The following is a 16443-nucleotide window of genomic DNA, read 5'->3' as shown; positions in this document are numbered from 1 at the left end:
ACAACGAAAGAACGCTAGAGGAAGCGGGTGTGGAGGAGGTACTCGTGGTTGCCTTCCATGCCGAGGATGGGAGAGTCGATGAGGTCGATGGCGGTGCCGTGCTGCTCAATGACGCACTCGCGAACGCGCTCGATGGCGGCCTGGCGGGCGTCGGGATCTCGGACGATGCCGCCCTTGCCGATGTTGGCACGACCGGCTTCGAACTGGGGCTTGACGAGGATGATGGTGGTGCCCTGCCAGGATTGATCGGGAGTGCTGAGGGCTGCGAGGACTGCGGGGAGGACGAGGGTCGCGGAGATGAAGGAGACGTCCATCGCGATGAAGGATGGGGTGAGCGTGTGGGGTATGAGGAGTTCGCCTGGGGTGAGAAGGCGCGCGTTGGTTCGCTCGCGGAGAGTGACTCGGGGATCGTCGCGCAGTTTTTGAGCGATCTGGCCGTAGCCGGTGTCGATAGCCAGGACAGATTGTGCGCCGTTTTGGAGCATGCAGTCGGTGAAGCCGCCGGTGGAGGCACCGATGTCGACACAGGGGAGGTTGGTGAGGTCGATGGACCAGTGGGCGAGGGCGCGCTCGAGTTTGAGGCCGCCGCGGCTGACGTATTTGAGGTCGGAGCCGAGGAGGCGGATTACTGCATCGGAGGAGACAGGAGTACCGGGTTTGTCGATGCGCTGCTCATCGACGAGGACGCGGCCTGCGAGGATGAGAGCTTGTGCGCGCTCGCGGGAGGCTGCGTGGCCGTGATCGACGAGGAACTTGTCGATGCGGGACTTTGGTGACTTGGTGCGCTGGAGCTGGATGGGATTGCTCATCGGTTTGGGTCTGTCTGAATCGGAACGAACAAAGTAGGCTGATTTTCTTTATGAGAATGAAATTGCATATTCGATACAGGGGAATAGGAAGTCTGCCACAGGTTGATTTTTCGGGTAAAGTAGCTCTGGTGTGCAGTAGATAGAGTAACTTTTTTGTGGTTACATAGGGTTGCCTGAGGGGACCTAAATACTTGGCGCTTTTTGCAATCTGCAATTGTAGTGGGTGCGTTTTATGTACAGAGAAACGGGACTCGTGAATTCACCACCACCCTCGGGGCAGGACGACTCTGTTCTGCTTGGCCTTGTGCAGAGGGGGGACGAGTACGCCATGGCGGCGCTGTTCGACCGCTATTCGAAGGTTGTGTACTCGGTGGCCCTTCGGGTCCTCCGCGACCCGGCCGCGGCGGAGGACGTGCTCCAGGAAATATTCATGCAGATCTGGCGTAATCCTGATGGCTTTGTTGCAACTCGCGGAAGTCTTGGCGGCTGGCTCGCGGTGGTATCGAGAAATCGGTCGATCGATGCACTGCGAAGGAAGCGCCCGATGGAATCGGTCGACGATATGTCGCTGGCTTCGAACTACAATCTTGCGAACGAAGCGGAACGAAATAGTTTGATGGAGAAGGCAAGAGCGGTGATCAATCTGCTGCCGGTGGAGCAGCGGAAGACGCTGGAGATGGCATTTTTTGATGGGTTGACGCACTCTGAGATCGCGGAGATGACGGGCGATCCACTGGGTACAGTGAAGACAAGAATCCGCAGCGCGCTGACCTCGCTGAGAAAGGCGTTCCCAGCATGAGCGAGCCACGGCGTATCACATCAGAAGATCTGGCGTTGTTTGCCATGCAGCTGCTTCCACCAGAAGAGATGGCGGAGATTGCAGCTTATGTGGAGCGGTCCGGGGAGGCGCGGCGGGAGTTGGCCGAGATTCAAGGCGATCTCGCAGTGTATGCCCATACGGTGGAGATGCAGTCGCCGTCTGCAGAGGCTCGCGAGCGGTTGATGAAGCAGGTGGGCCGCGAGAAGAAGGCAATTCCGATCGATCGTTCTGCCGAGACTGCCGCTGTTGCCAGTTCGAGTGCGAGCGTTGCTGCGAACGAAGAGTTTGGACGCGGGGCAGGAAGCATCTACTCGACTGAGGAAGAACCACCGAGGCGCGGGTTTGCCGGCAAGGTGCTGCCGTGGGTCGGCTGGGCAGTTGCTGCCGGTCTTGCCGTGGCAGCGGGCGATCTTTACAAGGAGCGGGAGACGCTTCGCAGCGCTGTGACCGAGCAGACCAGCAGGATCGATCACCTGACCGCGGATGCGGCGGCGGCGCGCCAGGTTCTGGATGCGATCACCGACAGCTCCGCGCTGAGAGTGACGCTGAACGTGAAGGGCGCGCCACCCGCTGTTCCGCAAGGCAGAGCGACCTATGTTGCGAGCAAGGGAACGCTGATCTTCCTGGCGGCGAATCTTCAACCGCTGCAGCCGTCGAAGACGTATGAGCTCTGGCTGATTCCGGCCGGCGAGGGTCAGAATCCGATTCCGGCGGGTACGTTCCGTCCGGACGCGCGCGGAAATGCCAGTGTGATTATGCCGCCGCTGCCTAAGGGCGTCGAGGCGAAGGCGTTCGGTGTGACCGTGGAGGATGAGGGCGGAGCGGCGACACCGACTCTGCCGATTATCCTGGTCGGCGCGGCTGCCGGCGAGTAAGCCTCATCGTTGGATCGAATAGAACGAAAGAAGCCATCCTCTGCGGGATGGCTTCTTTTTGTGTCCGATGAATCCGCTGCGGTGTTTCAGGGCTTCGAACTGGCTGCTAGAGGCAAAGACGAAATACCGGGGTCTTGACGGGTACCGCAGCATGAATCGGTTCGCTGCAACTGAGAGCTGTGGCCGCAATCCACTGCGTCGCGCGATGAGGCTGCGCGACTTCGGTCGAGATGACGACTTGCAGGGGGTGTCGGTTGCTTATTGGGATTATCGTGCTGCTACAGCCGTCGTTTGCTTTGCTCTAAGGTTGGGTGACGCGAACCGCGACTCCTCCACCCTGCAACGGGACGGTGGTGTCTATGACGTCCGTATCGGTGCGGATGACGGTCATGAAGTTGGAGTCCGGCGATACGACGTAGACCTTGCCAGTGGGGGTGCCGCTGGTGACAGCGATGTAGTTCGGATGGCCGTTGTTGGCCGGGGTAGATGCGTTTGGGCTGAGGCTAAGAGGAAGTGGGATGGTCGCGATGACGGTGTTCGTGCTGAGATTAATCACCGAGACCGTGCAGGTGGTGGTGACGGCTGTGACGGCAACGCCAGGAGCTGCGCAGGGCAGGCTCGTGTTTCCCTTGTTGACGACGTAGGCGCGGCTGTTGGTGGTGTCCTGCAGGACGCCGACCATGACCGGGTTGACGCCGACTGGAACGGTCGCGACGACGGTGCCGAAGCCGATGGCGTCGACGGGATTATTCAGGTCGCAGTTTGGGTTGCCGACCTGAGCAGTCGCCGAGCAGAGAGGGATGCTGATGACGCTGAGCGAGCCCGGGTTGACGCCATCGCCTGCGTTGGCCACAACGACTTCGTTGCGAACGGGTGCGAAGTCTGCCCAGAGTGGGTTGGCCGTCGCGGGATTGGTGCATGCAGGGGCGATGCAGAGTGCGATGGGATTGGTTGCGCCTGGCGGGACAGTGTCGAGCGCGTTGGTCTGCGCGTTGATAACCGAGACGGTGCCGTCGCCCTGGTTGAGGATGAAGGCGCGCTTGGCGTCGGCTGTCATCACACCGTAGACGGGGTCCAGACCGACGGCGATCGCCGCGGGGTCGATGGTATTGCTGGCCGTTTCGATAGTGGAGACCTGACCTACGCAGCCGCCGCTAACAGGCTTGCTGATGGCGTAGACGCGCGGTGCACTCGCCACTCCGACGGTATAGACGGGGGTGAAAGGGGTCGAGGTCGGACAGGGGGCGAGAGGAGGAGCAGGATTGAGCTGCTGGCGGAGTGCAAGGGGGGAGCCGGTGAACTGCGAGATGACACCCTGTCCGGGATTAATGGTGGGGTCGGTAACGTAGGTGTTGATGCCTTCGGGAAGGATTGCGACCGGGCTGGCGCCGGGGAGCAGTGTGGTCTGGAGGATCTGGCTGGTGAGCAGCTGGGTGTCGATGTCGAAGCTGGTGAAGGTGTGGTCGCTATTGAGCGTGAATCCGGTGCTCGCGTTCGAGTTCGTGGTGGTTCCACCGTTCAGGATGAGGTAGTAGGGATCCACGCCTACATTGGCCGTGATGAGGATGGTGTCTCCCGAGAAGTCGACGAAGGTCAGCAGACCGGGTTGAGGATTGGTCGCGGTGCCGGTGCTGGAGATGGCTACGGCGAACTTTTGCGGCTGGGCGGCGGGGCCGACGGGGTTGATGGCGCTGACGACGGGGCGGTAGTTGTTGCCGCAACCACTGAGCAATCCCAGGCTCAGGGCCAGGACGGCGACGACGGCTGCGAAGCTGAGTGTAGACCGGAGGGTCTGAGTTGCAGACCGAACGTGGCGCAGGTGCGACCGCGACTGAGTGGATCCTTTTGCTTCGATACTTGCTAAGTGCAAAACTGCTCCCGCGTTGGTGCTGGTGTTGGCTATGCTCAAGGTTCGATTGTAAATCACGGAATGGCATGAGGTTGGGATGGACGAGGAAATACAAGGATCTCTGAGAGATGAGCACTGGACAAAGGCGATTCCGAGGGCGCGAGACCGGAGGCAGTCCGGGTGGCTGGTTTGGGTGATGGTCCCTTTGCTGGTGCTGGGAGGGGCGTGGAGCGGTCTTTCGGCGGTCGCGGCGGGTTCGGTACGGTCGCTTCTCTTCCCTGTTGTGTTCAGCGTGGGGTTTGCGGGGTTGGTGTGGATGCTGCGGTCGGCTACGCTGCCGGCGGCCGGGGTGGGACTGCTGGTGTGTCTCATTTCAGCGCTGGTGGTGGTGAGAGTGCCGATCGGCTCTGGAGTTTTTGCGAGACCTGCCTTGTCTGCCTTGATTACGTTGTTTGTGCTGACTTTCGCCGCGACTCGATTCGGCAGGCGGAGAAAAGAGGCACGTGGTCTGGCGGAGGCTCGGAGCGGCAGGCGCGCCTCGCAGGTGGTGGCGAATCTTGGAGTCGCGGCGTTGTGCGCGGCTATGGGACGATATAGCGTGGGATGGTATGGCGGGTGTCTGGCGGCGCTGGCCGAGGCTACGGCGGATACTGTGTCGTCGGAGGTTGGGCAGGCGCTGGGTGGACCGACCTGGTTGATCACGAAGCTTAGACGGGTGCGGGCGGGAAGAGATGGGGGCGTGAGTCTTGCGGGGAGTTTGAGTGGGGTGGTGGGTGCGGGGCTGGTGGTCTTGGTGGGATCGCGTGGGTTTGCGAACTGGACGGATGCGGGTGTTGTGTTCGCGGCTGCTTGTGCGGGGTTGGTGTTTGATAGTGTGCTGGGGGCTACGGTGGAGGAGTGGGGGTGGGTGGGGAATGATCTGGTTAACTTTTTATCGACTTTGTTTGCTGCGGGCTTGGCTTGGTTGTGGCTTTGAGAGTGCTCATGTTGGGCTTCTATTTGGCTTCTACAAACTTGAAGAGGAATACGGGGGTCTCTCCACTGGGCAACCGACGGTGAAGCTGTCGATTGCTTCGGTCGAGATGACGGAGTCTGTGAGTTAGGAAGAAAAGGTAACAGCAGAAGCAGATCCCTGCGGGATGACAACAAAGGGACAAGCAACGACAACGACAAAGGCAGCAGCAGCAGAAGCAGATCCCTACGGGATGACAACAAAGGGACAAGCAACAACAGCGGCAACGGCGACGACAAAGGCAGCAGCAAACTAGACGTCGGGTTTGCCTTCGAGCCAGCTGTGCAGGAAGCTTACGTTCACATTCAGCCGGAGGGCCGTGTAGCTGATGATCTCGTGCACATAACGCATGGTGAGGTCGTAGTTGCTGATGTGGCCGAGCAGGGGGCGCGGTGAGGTGTAGACGTCGAGACCGGCGTCTTCGCAGAGTTGGCGGATGCGGAAGAGATGGGTGCCGTCGGAGACGACGACGATGTGGTGGAGATTATTTTCGCGGGCGATGGCGGCGAGGCGGTGGACCTGCTGCTCGGTGTCGATGGAGCGGGTTTCGGCGATGATGTTGGCGAAGGGAATGCCGTTGGCGAGGAGGTAGTCGCGGCCGACGCCGCCTTCGGTGTTGCCGGAGTCTTTGTCGGTGCCGCCGCCGAGGGTGATGACGAGCGGGGCGATCTGTTTGCGGTAGAGCTCGACGGCGTGGTCGAGACGAGCGTGAAGGACGGGGGATGGATGGCCGAGATACTCCGCCGCTCCGAAGACGGCGATGGCGTCGGCGGGCTGCGCGTTGTCCTGATGGGCGACGGTGTCGATCTGCACGTAGACCCAGATGCACCAGGCTGTGGCGATGATGAGCAAAAGCGCGAAGAGGCGGCGCAGGAGGAGACCGCGGGTTGTGCTTCTGCTGCGCAGATTGGATTGAGGCGCGATCATGTTTGTCCAGAGAGCGTGCGAAGGCCCAAGGCTATGCCAGAGAGTTCAACTTTTGCATCGAGCTAGTCTACAGGGTCGGACCCGTGAGGCTCGATGCAAAAGTTGTAGAGGGTGGGGGAGGAGATAAATCGCTAGTGCTGGAGGGCGAGGGCGATCTCGTGGGTGGGGATGGCTCCTTCGCGGAGGATCATCCAGGAGTTGCCGCCGCCGGAGAGATCGACGATGGTGGTGGCGGTGGTGCGGGCGGTGGGGCCGCCGTCGACGATGAGGGGGATCTTATCGCCGAGCTGCTCGAGGACGCCGCTGGCGTAGGCGCACTCGGGAAAGCCGGCGAGGTTGGCGGAGGTAGCGGTGATGGGAAGGCCGAGGCGGGTGACGACAGCGCGGGGGATGGCGGCTTCGGGGACGCGGAGGGCAAGGTTGCCGGTGTTGGCGGTGACGCGGAGGGGAAGCCTGGAGCCTGCTTTGACGACGATGGTGAGCGGACCGGGCCAGAACTTTTCGGCGAGGCGGTCGAAGGCGGAGTCGAGCTGGCGGGCAATCTCGTAGGCCTGGGCTACCTCGGCGATGAGGAGCGAGAGAGGTTTGTGGCGAGCGCGGGCTTTGAGGTCGTAGATACGATCGACGGCCTGGAGATTGACGGGATCGACGGCGAGACCGTAGAAGGTGTCGGTGGGGAGGGCGACGACGTTGCCGTTGTTGAGGCTGGCGACGACGTATTCGATGAGCGCTGGTTCGGGCTCGTCGGGATGGATACGGAGTGTTTCGGCCGTCAAATCTTGCTCCTGTGCCGGTAAGTCCGTCCGCTGGGGCCGGGTTCTGCTGCGATGCCGCAGTCTCGCACCTTAGCATACCGCCTCTGTCGGCTCAATGACAGCGGAGCGGACGGAGAAGAGGGTCGGCGTAAGATTTGGGGAGATGCAGACTCCGGAGTTGGTGGTTTCGAGCAGGGCGAATGCGCGGGTGAAGCAGCTGCGGGCGGCGTTTCAGGGCCATGCGCGGTTGAGTGGCGGGATGGTCGCGATTGAAGGTGATCATCTGCTGGAAGAAGCTCTGCGGAGCGGGATGGTGCTGAAGACGGTGTTTGTGAGTGAGCGGCGGACGGTGCCGGGGATTGTACCGCGTGGGGTTGAGGTGCTGCGGCTGACGGACGAGGTGTTTGGGAGTGTGGTGGAGACTCAGTCGCCGCAGGGGGTGGCGGCTTTGATGGTGCCGCCTGTGAGGACTTTGGCGGATTTGTTTGAAGGCTCGGGGGCCGCTTTGATTTTGATTGCGGCGGGAGTGCAGGATCCGGGGAATCTGGGGACTCTGGTGCGGTCGGCGGAGGCGTTTGGGGCGAGTGGGGTGTTGACGACGCCGGGGACAGTGAGTGCGTGGAATCAGAAGGCGCTGCGGGCCAGCGTGGGGAGTGTGTTTCGTGTGCCGGTGGTTGGGGTGACTGCTGCGGAGGTTGCGGAGTTGAAGGGACGTGGGGTTCGGTTGATTGCTGCTGTGGGGGTGGAGGATTTTGGCGTGGTTGCGGCGCGGGAGATGGATTTTGCGGTGGATTGCGCGGTGATGATCGGGAATGAAGGGAGTGGGTTGGCGGCGGAGTGGTTGGAGATGTGCGATGGGCGGGTAACGATTCCCTGCCCCGGGCCGGTGGAGAGCTTGAATGCTGCGGTGGCGGGTAGCCTGTTGTTGTATGAGGCAAGTCGACAGAGGGGTGTTTGATGTGTCCGGTATTGCGGCGCAGGTGCATCAAAGACAAAATGCGGGGGGTCTCTCCACTGCGGCGGCAAAGTACGCCGCCTCCGGTCGAGATGACGACGATTTTGCTGAGGTTGAGAAGACGGCGATTTTGCTGTGGCCAGCATAACGATTTTGCTGTGGTTGAGATGACGACTAGTTGTTGAGATTTGGGAAAAGATCGTAGCGGCAGGGAGTGAGGGAGAGGAATGAGTTTGTTTGATGCTAGTCCGATGGCCACTCCGGCTGCGCGTGGGCGGCAAGCGCCGTTGGCGGAGAGGATGCGGCCGCGGACGCTTGCGGAGTATGTCGGGCAGGAGCATCTGTTGGGGCCAGGCAAGCCGCTGCGGTTGGCGATTGAAGGGGATGATCCTACGTCGATGATCTTCTGGGGGCCTCCGGGCACGGGGAAGACTACGCTGGCGAAGATTATTGCGCAGATGACGCAGGCCAGCTTTATTGAGTTCTCTGCGGTGTTGAGTGGGATCAAAGAGATTAAGAACGTGATGGTGGAGGCGGAGAAGGCGGCGAGCTTCGGCTCGCGGACGATTCTGTTTGTGGATGAGATTCATCGTTTCAACAAGGCGCAGCAGGATGCATTTCTGCCTTATGTGGAGCGGGGGACGATCCGGTTGATCGGGGCTACGACGGAGAATCCTTCGTTTGAGATTAATGCGGCGCTGCTGTCGCGGTGCAGGGTTTATACGCTGGTCGCGTTGACGGAGGAGCAGGTGGTTGGGCTGCTGCAGCGGGCGTTGGTGGATGTTGAGCGTGGGCTGGGAGCGAGTGGCGTTGAGGCGGATGAAGAAGCGCTGGCTACGATTGCTTCTTATTCCAGTGGGGATGCGCGGAATGGATTGAATGCGCTGGATGTGGCGGCAAAGCTTGCGGAGGGACGCGGAGAAAAGCTGATCACGAAGACGCTTGCCGCGGAGGCGCTGCAGCGCAGGGTGTTGCTGTACGACAAGAAGGGCGAGCAGCACTATGACATTATCTCGGCCCTGCATAAGAGTGTAAGGAACTCGGACCCGGATGCGGCGATGTACTGGCTGGGTCGGATGCTGGAGGCTGGGGAAGATCCGATGTACTGCGCGCGGCGGATTGTGCGGATGGCGGTGGAGGATATTGGGTTGGCGGCTCCGGAGGCGTTGAATCTTTGTTTGAGCGCGCGGGATGCGATGCACTTTCTGGGGCATCCGGAGGGGGAGCTGGCGTTGGCGCAGGCGGTGGTTTATCTGGCGCTGGCACCTAAGTCGAATGCGGTTTATACGGCTTATGGAGCGGTGAAGGCGGATATTGAAGCTACGGCTGCGGAGCCGGTGCCGCTGCATCTGCGGAATGCTCCGACGAAGTTGATGAAGTCGCTCGACTACGGCAAGGACTATCAGTACGCGCATGATGTAGATGGTCGCGTGGCTGATATGGAGTGTCTGCCGGCGGGACTTGCGGGGCGGCGCTACTATCATCCGACGAATGAAGGACGGGAGAAGCTGCTGGCGCAGCGGATGGAAGAGATTTCACGGATCATTTCACGGAACAGGGGACGAAAGCGGGAGCCGTAACGTGATAAGTTGGCTCGGTTCCCGGATCATTCACTCTCTTGAGGTGCTCGCTTGGAATCCTACCCTTCGCTTATCCCCTATCTGGTTGTTCGCGACGCCGCGGCAGCGATCGATTTTTACAAGAGTGCCCTGGGGGCGATGGAGATCGTGCGGCATCACATGCCGGAGTCGACCAAAATTACGCATGCCCATCTTGTGATCAGCGATGGAAGCATCATGCTTTCGGATGATTTCCCCGAGATGAGGGGAGGCAAGGCGTCGACGCCAGAGGCGCTGGGCGGGTCCCCGGTGACGATTCATCTGCAGATGGCCGGTGTGGATAGCTTCTGGGAGCGAGCGGTTGCGGGGGGTGTAACCGTGACGATGCCGCTGGCCGATCAGTTCTGGGGCGACCGTTATGGCCAGTTCACCGACCCGTTTGGGCACAAGTGGTCCGTGGGTCAGACGAAGATCTCGTTGAGTGAGGAGCAGTTGAAAGAGGCCGCGCGGGTGTGGTTCAAGATCTAGCGGCGGTTTCATCAGAAGATAATATTAGTGGGCGTATTTGATGGAGCAGCCGTAGGGGCGGGTGCTCTCGACCTGCAATGGTTTGCCGGCCAAGGCGGCGGTTAAGGTTTCGTTGAGGTAGTTGCGTGCGCCTTTGAGGTCTTCCTGATCTGTGGTTGGCTTGTCGTCGATGGCTCCCTGATAGATGAGCTTGCCGGTGGGGTCGATGACGAAGATGTGCGGGGTGGTCTTGGCTTCGTAGAGGCGGCCGATGGCGCCGTCGGGATCGAGGATGGCGGCGGTGGGTGCGGCGTGCATGGTCTTGAGGTAGGTGTTCTCCTGCGCGGGGGTGACGTAGCCCTGCTGGCCGGGGGCGGAGGAGATGACGGAGAGCCAGACGACGCCCTTAGCGGTCCAGTCGCGCTGCTGCGACTCCATGCTGCCGCTGAGGTAGTGTTTGCGGTCGTAGGGACAGCCCTGGTTGGCCCATTCGAGCACGACGAACTTGCCGCGGTATTCGGAGAGTGTGTGCTGGGCGCCGTTGGAGTCGGTGCCTTTGAAGTCGGGGGCTGGATTTCCAGGAACTACGGCAAATACGGGAAGGCCGATGAGGAGGATGAGGGCGAAGATCAGTGTGAGTTGGGGCTTGTTGTGCAAGGAAGCACCTCCACGACTGCGGATGGCTATATCGAGGCCAGCAAAACAGTGATACGAGATTTGCCAGGCCTTGAGTGTTTAGACGCCGGAGTATGGAAGATGTGTTGGATTCGCTCGACTGAGGGGACGCGGTGATCAGGCGAGGGTTAGGAGGTTGGCGTCGCGCCAGATGCGCCACTGGCCATCGGGGCCGCGGCGGAGTGCGGTGAGGACGTTTCCAGCGTGTTTGCGAGTTTCGCCGCCTTCGACGGGAGTGAAGGAGACCTCGAGGAGATTCCAGCAGAGAGCGAGGTCGCCGCTGATGGTGATCTCCTGCACGTTGGAGCGGCAGGTGAGGTGCGCGATTGCGACCATGGCGGAGAAGGCTTCAGCGAATTGCTTGCGGCGCATGGGGGCGCTGCCGGAGGTGAGGAAGACTACGTCTTCGGTCATCAGTTGCATCTGGGCGGTGAGGTCTCCGGCTTCGGAGGCTTCGCCCCAGGCGTTGATGAGGGCGCGGATCTTTTGTTCGTCAGATTGTGTGGATTCGGCGGGCTGGGAGGTCATGGCTTCACGTCCTTTTCGAGGGCGGTGAGGACGATGTCTTTCGTGAGTAGTTCGGGGAGTACGTCGGCGGAGGAGTTCTTCATCGCGGGATAGATAACGTAGGTGGGAACGCCGCTGCGATTGACCGAGGCGAGTTGCTTGGTGATCTCGGGGTCGTACTGGGTCCAGTCGGCTTTGAGGAGGGTGACGTTATTTTTGCTGAACTGGCGCTGGACGTCGGCGGATTTGAGTACGGCGCGCTCGTTGACCTGACAGCTGAGACACCAGGCGGCGGTGAAGTCGATGAAGACGGGATGGCCGGCTGCGCGGGCTTGATCGAGTGCTTGTTGCGAGTAGGGGGCCCAGACAAGGGTGGTGTCCTTCGGTTGATAGAGAGGGATGGCCAGGCCGAGGGCGGCGATGAGGAGGGCCGCGATGGCGCTCTTCCAGCTTGCGGGCCATTTGCCGAGCGCCCAGCCTGCGATAGCGAGAGCGAGGAAGCACCAGAGGAGCCGGGCGAGGTTATCGACGCCTTGGCTGTTGCCGCTGTGGAGGTTGCCGTAGACCCAGGCGAGCCAGATGGCTGTGCCAAAGAGGGGGACGGCGGTGAGCTGCTTGAGGATCTCCATCCAAGCGCCGGGGCGAGGGAGGATGCGGGTCCATGCGGGTTGGAAGCTGAGGAGGAGGTAGGGTGTGGCCAGGCCCAGGCCGAGAGCAGTGAAGACGGCGAAGGTGACTCCGGCGGGTTGGGCGAGGGCGAAGCCGATGGCGGCTCCCATGAGGGGCGCGGTGCAGGGTGTGGCGACGATGGTCGCAAGGACTCCGGTGAAGAAGCTGCCGGTGTAGCCCTGCTTCTGTGCGAGGCCGCCGCCTACGCTGGTGAGGGAGAGGCCGAGGTCGAACTGTCCGGCGAGCGAGAGGGCGAAGAAGAACAGGCCCGCGGCGAGGACTGCGATGAAGGTTGGGGATTGAAGCTGGAAGCCCCATCCGGCCTGACTGCCGGTGGCGCGGAGAATGAGCAGGGCAGCGACGATGATCCAGAAGGAGACGAGAATGCCGAGGGTGTAAACGATGCCGTGACTGCGCAGGCGGTCGCGCTCTTCTCCGGAAGACTGCACGAGGGCGAGGCCTTTGAGGAAGAGGACCGGGAAGACGCAGGGCATGAGGTTGAGGATGATGCCGCCTATAAAGGCCAGGCCGATGGCGCTAAGTGTGGTGACGCTGCTGGTGGCGGGTGCTCCGGGGAGTTTGCTGCCTGGGATGGGGGCGACTTCGCCGGAGGTGACGGGGGCGGTGACGTCGTAGGCTTCGGTGTCGGAGAGCTTGAGGACACCGTGGAGCTGGGCGGGGAGAGTCTTGAGATCGTCGGAGCGGCGAACGAAGAGGCGAACGCCGTCGGAGGTGGGCTCGATCTGTTGGGGCGCGGCGTTGGCGATCTGATCCTGATCGGCGGGGTAGAACTCGGCGTTAGTCTCGCGGCCACCGGTGACGAGGTTAAAGGCGAAGTCGGTCTTTCCGCCAGTGATGGTGAGCTTCGCGTCGGCGGGTAGGGGCTTGGGGATGAGGGTGAGGGCCTCGCCTACGGCGCCGACAGGCTGTGCTGGAGCGGCTCCGGGGACAACGTTGAGGTTGAGGCCGAGGTGGGCTTTTCCGGGGATGCAGACCTCGCGGCAGACGAGCCAGTTGACCTTGGCGTCGAGGTGGAAGGGGCCGGGCTTGAGGGAGTCGGCAGCGGTGAGTTGGACGGGGAAGGCGACCTCGTCTTCGTAGCCGAAGTCCATGAGGGGGCCCAGCGGAAGTCGGCTGGGGATGGGAAAGAGCATGGGGCCAGCGGTGATGCCTTCGGGGAGGGTCCAGGTGATTTTGGGTGGCTCGCCGGAGTCGCCCGCGTTGATCCAGTAGACGTGCCAGTGCTCTTCGAGGGTGAGGACGAGGCCAACCTGGACGGTGCCGCCGGGGGCGATGCTGGGAGAGAGAGAGACGAGTTCCGCGGTGAGATGCTGGGCTTTGACGGGGCCGGGGCCGCCGTCGCCGACGACCTGGAGCTGGGCGTGCGCGGGTGTCTGGAGGAGGAGGGCGCAGGCGAGGGCTAGAAGTGCGGATAGTTTGCGTACGTTAGTCATTCAGTTCCAATTGTAGGGGTATCGACGTGGGGTGTTGTCATCTGGGTGCCAGGTAGCGGTGTTCGACCATGATGCAGCGATCCATGACGACTTGAATTCCTGCAGCTTCGGCGCGGTTGGCGGCTTCGAGGTTGATGATTCCCTGCTGGACCCAGAGGTTCGGGAGACCGAGCTGAATCATCTCGTCGACGATGGCGGGGATGAACTTTGGCAGGCGGAAGACATCGACGATGTCGGGTTTGATGGGAAGGTCGGAGAGTGACGCGTAGGACTGCTCGCCGAGAACCTCCGTGATGGAGGGATTGATTGGGTAGAGCTTGTAGCCATGCTGCTGCATGTAGGCGGAGACATAGTGGCTGGGTTTGGAAGGGTCTTCCGAGAGGCCGATGACTGCGATGGTGCGCGGATTTTCTTTGGCGGTCACGCCGAGCATGCTGCGGATGATCTCTGGTTCGTTCATTTTGTTTTGAGGGCCTCTGCGTCAGAGTCTATTTGGGCCATGCGCCTAAAAGGCGGCGGATGACGAGCAGTTCGCCGAGGTGATAGGCGTTGTGGTCGGCGACGAGGAGAGCCTCGCGGAGTAGATTCTGGCCATCGCCCCAGCGGAAGGGCTTGTAGAGGTCGGAGTTGGGGTTTTCGATCAGCGAGTGGAAGTGTTCAGCGTCGGAGCGGATTGCTGCGATGCACTGGTCCCAAGAGTTGGTGGCGGGTGGCTGCGGGGACTTGGGCCAGTACTCTTCTGGCCACTTCATGCCGTGATAGCCGCCGGTTGGAGGAGCGGAGAAGTTGAGTATGTCGCGCTGAGTGATGCGGAGATGCTCGAGGATCTGCCACGCGGAGTAGGGAAGGTTGGCGGGAACGGTGCCGCGGAGGTTGGCGGGAAAATCGTTGATGACTTCGTCGAAGGTAGCGTGCGCCTGACCGCCGTGGAGAAGAGATATCAACTGTTTGCGCAGAGGCACTTGTTCGTCTGGTGTTTTCTTCTTGTCGCTGGTCTTAGCTGTGCTCGGTTTGGATATGCTCACTGAGTCTTACCTCCGATGTCCCATTGTTGGATGCGGCGGAGGCGGCAGAGTTACATCGGTTTGCGGGCCATCACCACGGTGAGCGGCGGGAAGGTGGTGATCAGACTGCCCCGTTTCTTTTCGACGATAAGGCCAGCGTTAGCTAATTCCGAAGCGTATTCGCCGGTGAGTTTGTAGTCGGAGAGGAGCGCAATGCCGCCGGGTTTCAAGACGCGGACGATTTGTTGAAGCGCCTGGCGGCGGGTTGGCTGGTCGTAGATGTTGTGGATGCAGAGGTTGGAGAGGACGACGTCAAAGGTGGCGTCTGGGAAAGACATCGTCTGTGCTGGTTGGCTGAGGAGTGTGCAGTATCGAGAGATATCTTCGAGGTCGAGATTATGTTGCGTGGCTGCGGAGGAGTTGCCGCCCATGTCTATATTGGACCAGACATCGATGCCGGTGGCGTGGCCAGTGCCTGAGAGCGCGGAGATCCGTTTGGCTGCCCCGGCAAGAAGGAGGCCTCGTCCGCAGCCTACATCAAGGACTTGCTCGTCGCCACGCCACGGATGCAGGCTGAGCATGAAGTCGCGGTGACGAAATTTTCCGACCTTGACGTAGAGAAGGAAGAGAAAACCCTCTGCGATGAGGAACCCTGCAGGCCAGTAAAAGCTGCGAGCGTTCAGATCGACGGGACCGAGGTGAAGGATGTGAGGAGAGAAGATTGCAAGGAGCAGGCAGGCTCCGCCGATGAGGAAGAAGTTGCGCATGACGGCGGGTGCGTCTACACCGTAGTCAGGTTTCGTTGCTGGTGAGTTGGACAACGCCTTCTCCAAAGCGACGTCTTCTCGATGCTGGACATCAGCTGGAATCAGTATCCCTTGTCCTTAGCTTCTGCAGTAGTGGCGCTTGTCACACCGGCGGATGACAGATGTCATGCGACGTCGTCGTCCTCGGCGGACTCGGCCGGGAAGTTGCCCTCGCGGCGCATGCGCAGATAGCCGCGGATGAAGGGCTCGAGGTCGCCGTCGAGGACCTTGTCGACATCGCCTACTTCGACTCGGGTGCGAAGGTCCTTTGCCATGCGGTAGGGCTGCAGGACGTAGCTGCGGATCTGCGAGCCGAACTTGATGTCGAGTTTGGAGTCTTCGAGTTTGCGGGCCGTGGCTTTTTTCTTGTCGAGCTCGTACTCGTAGAGCTTGGAGCGCATCATCTTCATGGCGCGCTCTTTGTTCTTGTGCTGGGAGCGCTCGTTCTGACAGCCGGTGACGAGGCCGGTGGGGATGTGGGTAATGCGGACCGCGGAGTCGGTGGTGTTGACGTGTTGACCGCCCTTTCCGCCAGAGCGGTAGGTGTCGATGCGGAGGTCTTCGGTCTTGATGTCGATGACGATGGTGTCGTCGATTTCGGGCGAGACGAAGACGCTGGCGAAGCTGGTGTGGCGGCGCTTGGCGGAGTCAAAGGGAGAGATGCGGACGAGGCGATGGACGCCGGTTTCGCCGGAGAGGAGGCCGAACGCGAAGTCGCCGGTGATGGTGAAGGTGGCGGATTTGATGCCGGCCTCGTCGCCGTCCTGGATCTCGTTGATCTCGACTTTGAAGTTCTGGCGCTCGCCCCAGCGGATGTACATGCGCATGAGCATCTCGGCCCAATCCTGGCTCTCGGTACCACCAGCGCCGGGATGCACGGTGACGATGGCGTTGAGCGGATCGGTCTCGCCGGAGAGCATGGTCTTGGATTCGAGCTTTTCGGAGAATTCGACTAAAGACGGAATCTCGCGGACGAGGTCGGGCTCGGTGTTCTCGCCTTCTTTAGCGAGTTCGAAGTAGGCCTCGATGTCGTCGGAGCGGCGAGCGAGTTCGGCGTCGTCGGCGAGGAGGGTTTCGAGGCGTTTGCGTTCGCGCATGAGGGGCTGCGAGCGGGAGGCGTCGGCCCAGACCGTGGGGTCGGCTATCTTTTCTTCAATAACGGAGAGTTCGCGGCGGAGTCGGGCCGAGTCAAAGATACTCCCGCAGATCGCGCACTTTGTCGCGGACCGGGGAGTAGGAGTATTCGAGATCGCTAAGCAT

General features: G+C 61.2%; 18 protein-coding genes. 7 read left to right on the top strand and 11 right to left on the bottom strand.

Annotated features, from left to right (window positions below):
* Positions 1–14: 14 nt before the first annotated feature.
* Complete coding sequence (locus tag RBB81_RS12310; protein ID WP_353070818.1) at positions 15–809, bottom strand: TlyA family RNA methyltransferase; 795 nt, start codon at positions 807–809, stop codon at positions 15–17.
* Positions 810–1041: 232 nt separating this feature from the next.
* Between RBB81_RS12310 and RBB81_RS12305 the strand changes: the two genes are divergently transcribed.
* Complete coding sequence (locus RBB81_RS12305) at positions 1042–1608, top strand: RNA polymerase sigma factor (protein WP_179582251.1); 567 nt, start codon at positions 1042–1044, stop codon at positions 1606–1608.
* Positions 1605–2504, top strand: coding sequence for an anti-sigma factor (locus RBB81_RS12300; protein ID WP_353070817.1), 900 nt, complete (start codon positions 1605–1607; stop codon positions 2502–2504). Before RBB81_RS12305 ends, RBB81_RS12300 begins: the two co-directional genes overlap by 4 nt.
* 301 nt (positions 2505–2805) lie before the next feature.
* Here the strand turns inward: RBB81_RS12300 and RBB81_RS12295 are convergent, their stop codons facing one another.
* Positions 2806–4374, bottom strand: a complete 1569-nt coding sequence (locus RBB81_RS12295; protein WP_353070816.1) for a YncE family protein — start codon at positions 4372–4374, stop codon at positions 2806–2808.
* A 76-nt stretch (positions 4375–4450) separates the two neighbouring features.
* Between RBB81_RS12295 and RBB81_RS12290 the strand changes: the two genes are divergently transcribed.
* Positions 4451–5329: a DUF92 domain-containing protein gene (locus tag RBB81_RS12290; RefSeq protein WP_353070815.1), complete on the top strand. Its 879-nt coding sequence runs from the start codon at positions 4451–4453 to the stop codon at positions 5327–5329.
* Positions 5330–5617: 288 nt separating this feature from the next.
* Here the strand turns inward: RBB81_RS12290 and RBB81_RS12285 are convergent, their stop codons facing one another.
* Positions 5618–6292, bottom strand: coding sequence for a YdcF family protein (locus RBB81_RS12285; protein WP_179582245.1), 675 nt, complete (start codon positions 6290–6292; stop codon positions 5618–5620).
* Between the two features lie 131 nt (positions 6293–6423).
* On the bottom strand, positions 6424–7068 hold the full coding sequence (locus RBB81_RS12280; RefSeq protein ID WP_353070814.1) for an L-threonylcarbamoyladenylate synthase: 645 nt from the start codon (positions 7066–7068) through the stop codon (positions 6424–6426).
* A 142-nt stretch (positions 7069–7210) separates the two neighbouring features.
* Between RBB81_RS12280 and RBB81_RS12275 the strand changes: the two genes are divergently transcribed.
* The 4 genes from RBB81_RS12275 (at position 7211) to RBB81_RS12260 (ending at position 10089) form a co-directional block, all read left to right on the top strand.
* Positions 7211–8005, top strand: a complete 795-nt coding sequence (locus RBB81_RS12275; RefSeq protein WP_353070813.1) for a TrmH family RNA methyltransferase — start codon at positions 7211–7213, stop codon at positions 8003–8005.
* Position 8006: 1 nt separating this feature from the next.
* Positions 8007–8150 (top strand): hypothetical protein, encoded by a 144-nt coding sequence (locus RBB81_RS12270; RefSeq protein ID WP_353070812.1) that lies wholly within the window; start codon positions 8007–8009, stop codon positions 8148–8150.
* Between the two features lie 79 nt (positions 8151–8229).
* A complete protein-coding gene (locus RBB81_RS12265; protein ID WP_183788922.1) occupies positions 8230–9582 on the top strand; it encodes a replication-associated recombination protein A in 1353 nt (450 codons plus the stop codon).
* Positions 9583–9633: 51 nt separating this feature from the next.
* Positions 9634–10089, top strand: coding sequence for a VOC family protein (locus tag RBB81_RS12260; RefSeq protein ID WP_183788924.1), 456 nt, complete (start codon positions 9634–9636; stop codon positions 10087–10089).
* Between the two features lie 24 nt (positions 10090–10113).
* Here RBB81_RS12260 and RBB81_RS12255 read toward each other — a convergent pair whose 3' ends face one another.
* The 7 genes from RBB81_RS12255 to prfB all read right to left on the bottom strand — a co-directional run bounded on the left by RBB81_RS12255 (position 10114) and on the right by prfB (position 16443).
* Positions 10114–10725, bottom strand: coding sequence for a redoxin domain-containing protein (locus RBB81_RS12255; RefSeq protein WP_183788926.1), 612 nt, complete (start codon positions 10723–10725; stop codon positions 10114–10116).
* A gap of 135 nt (positions 10726–10860) precedes the next feature.
* Positions 10861–11271 carry a YybH family protein gene (locus RBB81_RS12250; RefSeq protein ID WP_183788928.1) on the bottom strand — a complete coding sequence of 137 codons (411 nt, stop codon included), beginning with the start codon at positions 11269–11271 and terminating at the stop codon, positions 10861–10863.
* Complete coding sequence (locus RBB81_RS12245; protein ID WP_353070810.1) at positions 11268–13373, bottom strand: protein-disulfide reductase DsbD family protein; 2106 nt, start codon at positions 13371–13373, stop codon at positions 11268–11270. The genes RBB81_RS12250 and RBB81_RS12245 overlap by 4 nt, the downstream gene beginning before the upstream one ends.
* A gap of 37 nt (positions 13374–13410) precedes the next feature.
* Positions 13411–13833 carry a CoA-binding protein gene (locus RBB81_RS12240; protein WP_353070809.1) on the bottom strand — a complete coding sequence of 141 codons (423 nt, stop codon included), beginning with the start codon at positions 13831–13833 and terminating at the stop codon, positions 13411–13413.
* A gap of 28 nt (positions 13834–13861) precedes the next feature.
* A complete protein-coding gene (locus RBB81_RS12235) occupies positions 13862–14398 on the bottom strand; it encodes a DinB family protein (RefSeq protein ID WP_353070808.1) in 537 nt (178 codons plus the stop codon).
* Positions 14399–14448: 50 nt separating this feature from the next.
* On the bottom strand, positions 14449–15198 hold the full coding sequence (locus RBB81_RS12230; RefSeq protein ID WP_179582227.1) for a class I SAM-dependent methyltransferase: 750 nt from the start codon (positions 15196–15198) through the stop codon (positions 14449–14451).
* Positions 15199–15308: 110 nt separating this feature from the next.
* A protein-coding gene (prfB, locus tag RBB81_RS12225; protein ID WP_183788936.1) for a peptide chain release factor 2 occupies positions 15309–16443 on the bottom strand; the annotation gives its coding sequence in 2 pieces (ribosomal slippage) (positions 15309–16373 and positions 16375–16443; 1134 coding nt in all).

Origin of the sequence: Tunturibacter gelidoferens (assembly GCF_040358255.1) — a bacterium.
Lineage (GTDB): Bacteria > Acidobacteriota > Terriglobia > Terriglobales > Acidobacteriaceae > Edaphobacter > Edaphobacter gelidiferens.
The sequence above is the reverse complement of the archived record's forward strand: the minus strand, read 5'-3'. Positions and strand labels throughout refer to the sequence as shown.

What these genes read in the sequence shown, in the direction of transcription:
- RBB81_RS12310 (WP_353070818.1), bottom strand. Translation starts at nt 809, where the DNA reads ATGAGCAATCCCATCCAGCTCCAGCGCACCAAGTCACCAAAGTCCCGC.
- RBB81_RS12305 (WP_179582251.1), top strand. Translation starts at nt 1,042, where the DNA reads ATGTACAGAGAAACGGGACTCGTGAATTCACCACCACCCTCGGGGCAG.
- RBB81_RS12300 (WP_353070817.1), top strand. Translation starts at nt 1,605, where the DNA reads ATGAGCGAGCCACGGCGTATCACATCAGAAGATCTGGCGTTGTTTGCC.
- RBB81_RS12290 (WP_353070815.1), top strand. Translation starts at nt 4,451, where the DNA reads ATGGACGAGGAAATACAAGGATCTCTGAGAGATGAGCACTGGACAAAG.
- RBB81_RS12285 (WP_179582245.1), bottom strand. Translation starts at nt 6,292, where the DNA reads ATGATCGCGCCTCAATCCAATCTGCGCAGCAGAAGCACAACCCGCGGT.
- RBB81_RS12275 (WP_353070813.1), top strand. Translation starts at nt 7,211, where the DNA reads ATGCAGACTCCGGAGTTGGTGGTTTCGAGCAGGGCGAATGCGCGGGTG.
- RBB81_RS12265 (WP_183788922.1), top strand. Translation starts at nt 8,230, where the DNA reads ATGAGTTTGTTTGATGCTAGTCCGATGGCCACTCCGGCTGCGCGTGGG.
- RBB81_RS12250 (WP_183788928.1), bottom strand. Translation starts at nt 11,271, where the DNA reads ATGACCTCCCAGCCCGCCGAATCCACACAATCTGACGAACAAAAGATC.
- RBB81_RS12245 (WP_353070810.1), bottom strand. Translation starts at nt 13,373, where the DNA reads ATGACTAACGTACGCAAACTATCCGCACTTCTAGCCCTCGCCTGCGCC.
- RBB81_RS12240 (WP_353070809.1), bottom strand. Translation starts at nt 13,833, where the DNA reads ATGAACGAACCAGAGATCATCCGCAGCATGCTCGGCGTGACCGCCAAA.